We start from the raw sequence: 9,016 nt of genomic DNA, 5'->3' as shown, positions 1-9,016 counted from the left end.
GGCTCGGTCGGGGTCGGGTCGGGGTCGGGTGTGGTGGGATCCGGGTCGGGATCGGGGTTGCCGGTGGTGGGCTTCCCGGTCGGCTTGGCTGAACCCGAAGGGCTTGCGGTCGGATCCGGTGCGCCCGAAATCCCGGAGGAGGGCGTGGGGTTCTGCGTTCTGGTGGCGCTCTCGCCGGGTGCCGGTGTGGCTCCCTTGCTGGAGGTGGCCTCCGGACCGGCCGGGCTCGAGGTGGGCTTCACCTTGCCGGCCGGCTTGCTGTCCTTGCCGAGACCCGGCATCCAGGGTGCGTCCGAGTTCCCGGAGGCAAGGGTGGTGACGAGCACGACCGCGTAGATCGCGCAGACCACGCCTATGACCCAGCCTATGCGGCGGACTCTGCGGCCGCGGCTGCCGGATTCGTCGACGAACACCGGCTTGTCGGCGGCCTCCTGGCGCTCAGCAGCCAAGGGCTCAATGCCCGAAAGGCGGCCCAGTCCGTCGATCTGGACCGTGACCTCGTTCGGATCATGCGTATGCCCCGAAAGGGCGTCTTCCCGCCAATTCTCCACTGCTGTACGCCTATTCCCCCAAGGAACCGACGGGTGAACCCGTGAGACAGGCCGGCCGCTTCCGGACCGGGCCCCCACCCGCTCCGAGCGCCCCTGACTTCACTCTGCACTCGTGTGATGAATGTAGCGCAGAAGAGTGACACCCGTTGGTTCAGGTCAGTTCTGCCTCGGCACAGCCTCGTCACCCATGCCGTCCGTCTGGCCTCGCGTCTTCGAGACCTCACCGCCCGTCTCCAGCCCCGGTGAAGACACGGGGCGCCGTGGGAGCGGTTCCAACACATGGCAAAACTTTCCCCATATGTGATAGGGGTCGCAGGCAGCGGCTCCCACGACCCCTGTCCTCACCCTCCTCAGCAGCCCCTTGCCTTGCTCCAGGAACACTCGATGTCCGAATTGCCCTCCGCTGCCCGGTTCTTGAGTGGCTTGATCGTCGTGGCGCCGTCGCCGTCCGAGGACGCGAGGGTGACGACGATGGCGTCCTCGATGCTCTTCACGGACGAGGCGAGGTAGTTGTTGAGCACGATCGCGTAGACGAGCTCACGGCCGCCCTTGTCCACCACGTAGCCGGAGAGCGCCGACGCGCCCGTCAACGAGCCGGTCTTGGCCCGGGCGTTGAGCGCGGCCGGCGTCCCGCACATCCGGGACCGGAGCGTGCCGCCGACGAAACGGTCGGGGTCGCAGGCCACGGGCAGAGACCGCGCCCAGTCCGCGTACCAGGGCTCGTCCCGTACGGAGAGCAGCAGCTCGACCAGCTGCGCGGCGGGGAAGTTGTTCATGCGCGAGAGCCCTGAACCGTCCACCTGCCGCAGGCGCGAGCTGTCGACGCCCGCCTGCTTCAAGTACCCGGAGATGGCGGTGAGTCCGGCGCTCCAGGTCCCGCGGCCGGACTTCTCGTATCCGATGGCCTTGGTCAGCGCCTCGGCGTGCATGTTGTTGGACAGCTTCATGAACGGTACGAGCAGCTCCTTGAGCGGCATCGACCGGTGTACCGCCAACTCCCGCACACTTTCCGGTGCTTGCCGCCCGAGTCGCGTCTTGCCGACGACACGTACGCCTTCGTCCTCGAGTGCCTGCCGGAAGACGTCGGCCGCGTAGCCGGTGGGCTCCCAGACGGTGGCCCACTCCTTGACCGGGCCGTCGCCGGCCGCGATGCCGCCGCTCACCACGATCTCGTTCGTGCCGTGCCGCCGCTCGACGGTGAGCGTGCCCTCCTGTCCGGCCGGCAGGGTCTCGGCCTCGTTGACGATCTCGACGTATCCGGTCCGCGGCGTGAGGGCGACCCGCGGACTGTCGCCCGCCGCGGCGCCCGGGAACACCTCGACGATCACCGTTCCGGAGTCGTAATCCGTATCGGGCGCGACGGTGAGGGCGGAGATCTGGGCCGAGTAGTACGAGGACTCGTCATCGGCGGCCCAGCTCCGCCCGAGCCGCTGGTCGTCGAACCGGGTGTCGTCGGCGACGAGTTCACCGGTGACGGTCCGCACCCCGCGGTCCGCGACCTCGGCGGCGAGCTTGCGGTAGTCGCTCGCGAGCGCGGTGGGGTCCCCGCTTCCGCGCAGGTAGAGATCGCCCCGCAGTACGGAACCCTGCTGCCGCCCGGCGGCCAGCGCCTCGGTGGTGAACCGGTAGTCGGTGCCGAGCAGTTCGGCCGCCGCCGCGGACGTGACCAGTTTCGTGTTGGAGGCCGGCATCAGCCGGTCCCCTGCTTCGTGCCGGTACAAGATCTCCCCACCGGCCGCATCGGCGACGACGACGCTCGCCGCGCCCCCGTCCATGCGCGGATCGGCGAGGATCGTCTCGATGGCCTCGGTGAGCCCGGGCCGGGCGGCCGCGTCACTGTCCGCGCCGGCGGGGCCGCTCCAGGTGAGCACGGTGGCGGCGAGACCGACGACGAGGGGCAGGGCGAAGGCCCGCTTACGCATACGTCCCAGAGGTCTACTCATGCGACCGCAGCATCCCGGAATCGGCGCCGGCGCAACAGACGGCGTGAGGGCGCTCCCGTATCGCCGCCATTCTGTTACGAATCATCCCGATCGCCGCAATAGCGACTTTCTAGGCTGAGAGGCGTGGGGCACCCGGGAGATCAGGGGATCGACGGGGCCCGGGGAAGCAGGGGGAACTGCGATACGGAGCACGCTCATGACCACGCACACCTCGGCGATGCCGATACCGACGACCACCCAGGACACCTCGGCCGCCCTGTTCAGCCACGCCTCCCACACCCTGTGCCTGCTCACGGGCTTCCCGTACCTGGCATGGATACCGGCCCTGTGCCTGAGGGCCACCGCCAAGAACGCCCACAACCGCGCCCACGCCACCACGGCGCTGAATTTCACGCTCACGCAGCTGATGGTCTGGAGCGTGTGGGCGGTGCTCATCGTGGGCGCCCTGGTCACGTCGTCCTCGACGTTCGCGGTGGTCGCCCTGGTCGTCCTCAGCCTGTCGGGCCTGCTCTACTTCGCCCTCGGCGTCTACGCCACGTGCCGCGCGCTGTTCCACGCGTATCGCATCGAGCCCTTTCGCTATCCGGCGTACTTGGCTTTCCGGATGGTGAAGTAGCCCGGCAATAATGCCGCCGAATACTGCGTCCGAATTCCGCCAGCCCGCATCCGGGTCCGCGCGGATGCTGGAACGCATGACGACGACATACGAGCTCAAGGCCATCGATCCCTCCGTCCTGAAACAGCTCCGGGCGCAGGACGACGCCGGCCGCACCCGTGAGCCCGCGACCGACCCCGAGGGCGGAGCCCCGCTGCGGTGCTGTCTGCGACGCAGTGCGCCCGGGGAGCGGATCGTGCTCGTCTCGTACGCACCGCTGCGCCGGTGGGCGGCGCGGACGGGTGCCGAGCCCGGCGCCTACGACGAATGCGGCCCGGTCTTCATCCACGCCGACGAGTGCGAGGGCGTGGCGGCCGGCACCCTGCGCTACCCCGCCACCCTGCACGGCGACCACCGCGTCCTGCGGGCGTACAGCACCGAGGGCCGCATCCTCGGCGGCCGCCTGCTGGAAATCCCCCGGGAACGGGCCACCGAGGTGGAGCCCGCACTGGAGGAAGCCTTCGCGGACCCGGCGGTGGCCCTGATCCACGTCAGGGCCGTGGAATACGGCTGCTTCCTCCTGGAGGCCCGGCGCCTGCCGTGATCTACAGCCTGCCGTGACACGCGAAAAGCCCCCGGTCCGACGAGGTACTCGTCAGGCCGGGGGCCACATGGGGTGGTGGAGATGGCGGGAATCGAACCCGCGTCCAACGGTGCTGAATCAGGGCTTCTCCGTGTGCAGTTCGCTGTGATTTTCTCGGCCCCGGTGATCACGCGAACAAGTCGCCGACGGGCCCAGTCACTGTTTGATTTCCCTTTTCACCCCGTGACCGGGTGAAAAGGTTTAGTTCCCTAGATTATGCCAGGATCCGGGTCGGGAACTTCCCCGGGCTGACACCCTTTTAGGGTCCTTCAGTCGCTGTTATTAGGCAGCGAGGGCGAAGGACTGGGAATCGCTCTTGGTGTTGGCGATTATTGGTTGCGACATATGGTTAACGAGATCATTGCCGCTTCCTCGACACGCTTCCCCTGCTTCGACATCCGCTGTCGAAACCGATCATCCCCATGTTGATTTTTCAAGCCGGACCCTGAGGTCCGGATACCCGCACCGGCTGTGCGGTGCAGTGCCCATCGTACGTGAACAGCGCCCGGCGGGGCCAACTTATTTCCCGTCCGGCCCACCGGATCCACGAACCTACGCCCGCTCCCTCTGCTTCGCGGACGACATCGCCCGGTCCGCCTCGCGCCGGTCCTGCTTCTCGCGGAGCGTCTGCCGCTTGTCGTACTCCTTCTTGCCCTTGGCGAGCGCGATCTCGACCTTCGCCCGGCCGCCCTTGAAGTACAGGACGAGCGGCACGATCGTGTGCCCCGTCTCCTGGAGCTTCGACGCGAGCTTGTCGATCTCGGCACGGTGCATGAGCAGCTTGCGCTTGCGGCGTGCGGAGTGGTTGGTCCAGGTGCCCTGGGCGTACTCGGGTACGTGCACGTTGTGCAGCCACGCCTCGTGGTCGTCGATCTGCACGAAACCGTCCACGAGCGAGGCCCGGCCCTGGCGCAGCGACTTCACCTCGGTACCGGTGAGCACGAGACCGCACTCGTAGGTGTCGAGGATGAGGTAGTCGTGCCGTGCCTTCTTGTTCTGGGCGACGAGCTTGCGCTCGGGTCCCTTGTCCTTCGCCGCGGACTTCTCCGACTTACGGGTTTCCTTCATCTTGGCCATAGTGCTGGCCATTTTCGCACTACGAGGGGGGTCCGAGGCCACTCAATACTGTGCGGGCCCTCGCCTCGGCGTCCTCGCCCGCGTTCAGGTCCGGCGTGATGCCCCGGCCGTCGACGCTGCGGCCCGACGGAGTGCGGTAGTGGCCCACGGTCAGTTCCGCCACGGAGCCGTCCGGCAGCCGGGTCGGCATCTGGACCGAGCCCTTGCCGAAGGTGCGGGAGCCGACGACGACCGCGCGGCCGCGGTCCTGGAGGGCGCCGGCGAGCAGCTCGGCAGCGCTCATCGTCCCGCCGTCGACCAGGACCACCAGGGGTCTGGAGGTCTGACCGCCGCGGATCGCGTGCAGCGCGCGCTGTTCGCCCCGTACGTCATACGTGGCGACCAGGCCGCCGTCGAGGAACGCGGAGGCCGCGTCCACCGCCTCGGCGACCAGACCGCCCGAGTTGCCGCGCAGGTCGAGGAGGATGCCGTGCCCCGCGGGGGCCGAGGTGACCGCCTTGCCGACCTCGGCGCCGGAGCCCTTGGTGAAGGAGGTGACCTTCACCAGGCGCGTGCCGTCGCCGAAGTCCCGTACCGAAACGGTCTGCTTCTCCAAGGTGGCCCGCTCGAGGGTGCTGTCCCAGGTGCGCTTGCCGCGCTGCAGGCCGAGCGTGACCTCGCTGCCGGGGCCGGCGTCGTCCCCGCCGCGCAGGAGCCGTACGACCTCGGCGGGCGAGCGGCCGTCGAGCCGGTGCCCGTCGATGGAGCGCAGCCGGTCGCCCTCGGCGATGCCGGCCCGTGCCGCGGGCCCGTCGTGCTGGACGGCGGCGACCTCGATCCGTCCCGCGCCGTCGCGCCGGGTCCACAGGCCCACGCCCGTGTACTCGCCGTCGAGGGCCTGCTCGAACTTCTCGTACTCCTTCTCGTCGTACACCTTCCCCCAGCGGTCGCCGCTGCGGCTGACCGCCTCCCGGGCGGCGTCGGTGGGCGACTTGCCGTCGGCCATCGCCTCGGCGGCGGCCTCGGAGACGTCCTGGGCGACGGGGGTGGAACGGGGCGGCGATTCGGCCGACTTGTGCGGCTCCGAGCCGAAGGAGCCGGTGGCGGCTCCCGCGGCGAGCACACCCGCGAAAAGGAACGTCAGACCCGCCCCGCGGCGCATGCTGCGGGGTCTCTTGAAGAGGCTCTCGGGGCCCGACATGTCGGTGAGTCTAGGACAACGCAGGGCGCCGTACGGTCTGTTGACCGTACGGCGCCCTGGACATGTCTCACACCTTCAGGTACTTGCGCAGCGCGAAGAAAGCAGCCAGCGCGGGCATCAGAAGTCCGATCACGATCACGAACGGGAGGACGGCGAACACCTCGCCCATGCCGACGAAGTTCACCAGCGGCATCTTCTCCGCGAGATGAAGTCCGCCGTCGATCATGAAGTAGCGGCCGCTCACAAGGAGGATGGCCGCCAGGCCCGCGCCCAGCACACCCGCGAACGCCGCCTCCGCGATGAACGGCAGCTGGATATAGAAGCTGGAGGCGCCGACCAGCCGCATGATGCCCGTCTCGCGGCGCCGGCTGAACGCCGATACACGCACGGTGTTGACGATCAGCATCAGCGCGACGACCAGCATCAGGCCCATCAGGGCGAGGGCCGCGACGTTCATGCCGTTGAGCAACTCGAAGAGTTTGTCGACGGTGTCTCTTTGGTCCTGGACCGACTGCACACCCGGCCGGTCCGAGAAGGCGCTGGAGATGACCTTGAACTTCTCCGGGTCGTCCAGCTTCACGCGGAACGACTCCTGCATCTGGTCCGGCGTGAGGCTCTGGGCCAGCGGCGAGTTGCCGTACTGCTCCTTGTAGTGCTTGTACGCCTGGTCGCTGGTCTCGAAGAGGACGTTCTCGACCGGCTTGAGCTTGTCCAGGTCGGTCTCGATGGCCTTCTTCTGCGCCGCGGTCACCGCGCCCTCGGTGCAGTTGGGGTCCGACTCCGCGTCGCCCTTGTTGCAGAGGTAGATCGCGACGTTGACCTTGTCGTACCAGTAGCCCTTCATCACGCTGACCTGCTTCAGGCCGAGCAGGGCACCGCCGAACAGCGCGAGCGACAAGGCGACGGAGACGATCACCGCGATGGTCATCGTGAGGTTACGGCGGAGACCGACGCCGATCTCCGACAGGACGAATTGGGCGCGCATCGGCGTCCTTTCAGTGCTCGGTGGCTCTGTGCCTCAGTGCTGGTAGCCGTAGACGCCGCGCGACTGGTCGCGCACCAGGCGTCCGCCTTCCAGCTCGATGACGCGCTTGCGCATCTGGTCGACGATGTTCTGGTCGTGGGTAGCCATCACCACGGTGGTGCCGGTCCGGTTGATGCGGTCGAGCAGCTTCATGATGCCGACGGAGGTCTGCGGGTCCAGGTTTCCCGTGGGCTCGTCCGCGATCAGCAGCATCGGCCGGTTCACGAAGGCGCGGGCGATGGCCACGCGCTGCTGCTCACCACCGGACAGCTCGCCCGGCATGCGCTCTTCCTTGCCGCCGAGCCCGACCAGGTCGAGGACCTCGGGGACGGTCTTGCGGATGGTGCCGCGGGGCTTGCCGATGACCTCGAGCGCGAACGCCACGTTCTCGCCGACGGTCTTGTTGGGCAGCAGGCGGAAGTCCTGGAAGACGGTGCCCAGCTGGCGCCGGATGTGCGGCACCTTCCAGTTGGACACCTTGCCGAGGTCCTTGCCGAGCACATGCACCTGGCCCTGGCTGCAGCGCTCCTCGCGCAGGATCAGCCGCAGGAACGTCGACTTTCCGGAGCCGGATGACCCCACAAGGAAGACGAACTCGCCACGCTCGATCTCCAGGGAGACATCCCTGAGTGCGGGGCGGGTCTGCTTGGGGTAGGTCTTGGAGACGTTGTCGAATCGGATCACGGATGCACCACGAGTCGCCGGGGGTAGGTGTGCGTGACCATACGCGAACCGGGGTACGCGGCGCAGGGGGCGGCAGGGGTTGCGCGTGGGTTGTGCGATTTGTCGCGGATCTCTCGCGGTTCTCTTCCGGTACGGGAGTGGAACAGACCGGTCCGAATCCGGCGCGACGGCCCTGGTCGGCGGCCTTGTGAGCGCGGTCCGGATCCGGGCTCTTTTCGTGGGGCGCGCCGAATCGTGGCGAAGCTGGCACAGTGGTAGAGGGAACCGTCGAGTTCCCGGGAGCGTTGTGCGCGGTGAGACCATGCGGTGGGTACCCGTCGCAATGGGACGCGTGACGCGGCTTGGCCCGCGCGGGAGGAAGGACAGGCGCATGACCTATGACCGATTGGTGTGCGCGAACTGTGCGGCGCCCGTGAGCGAGGGCCGGTGCCGGGTGTGCCGGGCGCATCGTGAGCGGCTCGAGCAGCAGGGCCCCTTCGGGGGGCTGAACCCGGTGACGTTGATAGCGCTGCTTGTGATGGTGGTCGCGGCGATGGCGCTGGTGGCGCACCAGGCGGCTTAGCCGCCGTCCGTACGACATGCCGGAAGGGCCCGGAGCCAGTGGCTCCGGGCCCTTCCGTTGCGCCTTGCTGCTGTTGCCTGTGCTGCTGTGCCTCGGATCAGGCAGCGGCGTTGCGGCCGGAGACCAGACGCGGGAGCGCCCGGAAGCCGATACCGCCCGCGATCATGGTCGCGGCGCCGATGAGCAGGAACGTGGTCTCGGCGGCACCGGTCTCGGCGAGCTCGCCGCCACCGCTGCCGGCCTCGGCCGGGGCAGAGCCCGTGTCCTCGAGACCTTCCTTGCCACCCTGCTCGACGGGCTGGTTGCCCTCGTTGTCGGGGTCGGTCTCGTTGCCGCCGGTGCCGCCACCGTTCTCGGAGCCACCGTTGCCGGAGCCACCGTTCCCGTTACCCGGGTCGTCCGTGGGGTCCTCGGTCGGAGGCTCCTCCGTGGGCGGCTCCTCGGTCGGAGGCTCCTCCGTGGGCGGCTCCTCGGTCGGAGGCTCTTCGGTCGGAGGCTCCTCCGTGGGCGGCTCTTCGGTCGGCGGCGTGGTCGGGATCTCCGTCTCGTCGTCGCCCGGCTCGTCATCAGGACCCACGCGGGCGTCGACACCGATGCCACTCTGGTCGGCCGACACACTCGCACCGCCCAGAGGGCCGAGGTCCACGTCCACGCCGGCGGCCGAGGCCGCACCGGCCGCGGTCAGCGACGCACCGGCCGCGATCACGGCGCCGGCGGCTATCCGCGCAACGCGGATCCGCGTCTTCTTCGTCATCTG

Annotated in this window: 10 protein-coding genes and 1 other RNA gene; 3 read left to right on the top strand and 8 right to left on the bottom strand. The window is 68.7% G+C overall.

Annotated elements, in window-relative coordinates; translation table 11 throughout:
- Positions 1-551 (bottom strand): hypothetical protein (locus tag G6045_RS22245; protein WP_165333807.1); only part of this gene is annotated, 551 nt, incomplete at its 3' end.
- A gap of 350 nt (positions 552-901) precedes the next feature.
- Complete coding sequence (gene dacB / locus G6045_RS22240; RefSeq protein ID WP_165333806.1) at positions 902-2,494, bottom strand: D-alanyl-D-alanine carboxypeptidase/D-alanyl-D-alanine endopeptidase; 1,593 nt, start codon at positions 2,492-2,494, stop codon at positions 902-904.
- Positions 2,495-2,690: 196 nt separating this feature from the next.
- Between dacB and G6045_RS22235 the strand changes: the two genes are divergently transcribed.
- Entirely contained in the window at positions 2,691-3,110 is a 420-nt protein-coding gene (locus G6045_RS22235; RefSeq protein ID WP_165333805.1) for a DUF4870 domain-containing protein, read from the top strand.
- Positions 3,111-3,186: 76 nt separating this feature from the next.
- The gene (locus G6045_RS22230; RefSeq protein ID WP_165333804.1) at positions 3,187-3,693 is read left to right on the top strand and encodes a DUF1203 domain-containing protein; all 507 of its coding nucleotides are present in this window, start codon (positions 3,187-3,189) and stop codon (positions 3,691-3,693) included.
- Positions 3,694-3,766: 73 nt separating this feature from the next.
- On the opposite strand, the gene ssrA is transcribed toward G6045_RS22230, so the two are convergent.
- The 5 genes from ssrA to ftsE form a co-directional block, all read right to left on the bottom strand.
- Positions 3,767-4,154, bottom strand: a transfer-messenger RNA (tmRNA) gene (gene ssrA / locus G6045_RS22225).
- A 130-nt stretch (positions 4,155-4,284) separates the two neighbouring features.
- The gene (smpB, locus tag G6045_RS22220) at positions 4,285-4,809 is read right to left on the bottom strand and encodes an SsrA-binding protein SmpB (RefSeq protein ID WP_165333809.1); all 525 of its coding nucleotides are present in this window, start codon (positions 4,807-4,809) and stop codon (positions 4,285-4,287) included.
- A 19-nt stretch (positions 4,810-4,828) separates the two neighbouring features.
- Positions 4,829-5,989, bottom strand: a complete 1,161-nt coding sequence (locus G6045_RS22215) for a S41 family peptidase (protein ID WP_165333803.1) — start codon at positions 5,987-5,989, stop codon at positions 4,829-4,831.
- Positions 5,990-6,056: 67 nt separating this feature from the next.
- Positions 6,057-6,974, bottom strand: a complete 918-nt coding sequence (gene ftsX, locus G6045_RS22210; protein ID WP_165333802.1) for a permease-like cell division protein FtsX — start codon at positions 6,972-6,974, stop codon at positions 6,057-6,059.
- Between the two features lie 33 nt (positions 6,975-7,007).
- A complete protein-coding gene (gene ftsE, locus G6045_RS22205; RefSeq protein ID WP_052578648.1) occupies positions 7,008-7,697 on the bottom strand; it encodes a cell division ATP-binding protein FtsE in 690 nt (229 codons plus the stop codon).
- A 370-nt stretch (positions 7,698-8,067) separates the two neighbouring features.
- Here ftsE and G6045_RS22200 point away from each other — a divergent pair, with 370 nt between their 5' ends.
- Positions 8,068-8,259, top strand: coding sequence for a hypothetical protein (locus G6045_RS22200; protein WP_165333801.1), 192 nt, complete (start codon positions 8,068-8,070; stop codon positions 8,257-8,259).
- 97 nt (positions 8,260-8,356) lie between these two features.
- Here G6045_RS22200 and G6045_RS22195 read toward each other — a convergent pair whose 3' ends face one another.
- Positions 8,357-9,013: a hypothetical protein gene (locus tag G6045_RS22195; RefSeq protein ID WP_165333800.1), complete on the bottom strand. Its 657-nt coding sequence runs from the start codon at positions 9,011-9,013 to the stop codon at positions 8,357-8,359.
- Between the last annotated feature and the right edge of the window lie 3 nt (positions 9,014-9,016).

The organism is Streptomyces mesophilus (assembly GCF_011044995.1).
GTDB lineage: Bacteria > Actinomycetota > Actinomycetes > Streptomycetales > Streptomycetaceae > Streptomyces > Streptomyces mesophilus.
The sequence above is the reverse complement of the archived record's forward strand: the minus strand, read 5'-3'. Positions and strand labels throughout refer to the sequence as shown.